This window comes from Microseira wollei NIES-4236, assembly GCF_020521235.1.
Lineage (GTDB): Bacteria > Cyanobacteriota > Cyanobacteriia > Cyanobacteriales > Aerosakkonemataceae > Microseira > Microseira wollei.
The window spans coordinates 1-800 of the sequence record NZ_BLAY01000484.1 but is presented as its reverse complement, the minus strand read 5'-3'; the positions used below and the strand labels follow the sequence as shown (position 1 = coordinate 800).

Here is an 800-nt window from a genome sequence, read left to right as displayed (position 1 = left end):
TCCTCAGGGAAGATAAAGTTTTCGTGCGGTTGATCCTGAGGTGACATCCAAGCGCGGATGCCCTCATTCAACAAAATGTTTTTCGTGTAGAAAGTTTCAAACTCTGGGTCTTCGGCGGCGCGCAATTCTTGCGACACGAAGTCATAAGCCCGCAGGTTGAGCGCTAGCCCAACTATGCCGATCGAACTCATCCACAACCCAGTCACTGGTACGAACAACATAAAGAAGTGTAACCAGCGTTTGTTAGAAAATGCAATCCCGAAGATTTGCGACCAGAAACGGTTCGCGGTCACCATCGAGTAGGTTTCTTCGGCTTGGGTGGGGTTGAAGGCGCGGAAGGTGTTGGAACCTTCGCCGTCTTCAAACAGCGTGTTTTCCACGGTTGCACCGTGAATCGCACACAGCAGCGCTCCTCCCAGGATACCTGCAACTCCCATCATGTGGAAGGGATTGAGCGTCCAGTTGTGGAACCCTTGCAGGAAGAGGATGAAACGGAAGATGGCGGCTACCCCGAAGCTGGGTGCAAAGAACCAGCTCGATTGTCCCAAGGGGTACATTAAGAATACCGAAACAAACACCGAGATGGGGCCGGTGAATGCTAGGGCGTTGTAGGGACGGATGCCCACTAGACGGGCAATTTCTAATTGGCGCAGGCAGAAGCCAATCAAGCCAAAGGCGCCGTGCAGGGCGATGAAGCTCCACAACCCACCTAGCTGACACCAGCGGGTGAAGTTCCATTGGGCTTCGGGTCCCCAGAGGAACAACAGCGAATGTCCCATGCTGTCTGGGGGGCTGGAGAC

The 800-nt window shown here is 54.0% G+C and carries 1 protein-coding gene; it reads right to left on the bottom strand.

Annotated features, from left to right (window positions below):
• Window positions 1-800, bottom strand: an 800-nt coding sequence (locus MiSe_RS49395; RefSeq protein WP_226594927.1) for a photosynthetic reaction center family protein, incomplete at both ends; no start/stop codon positions are given.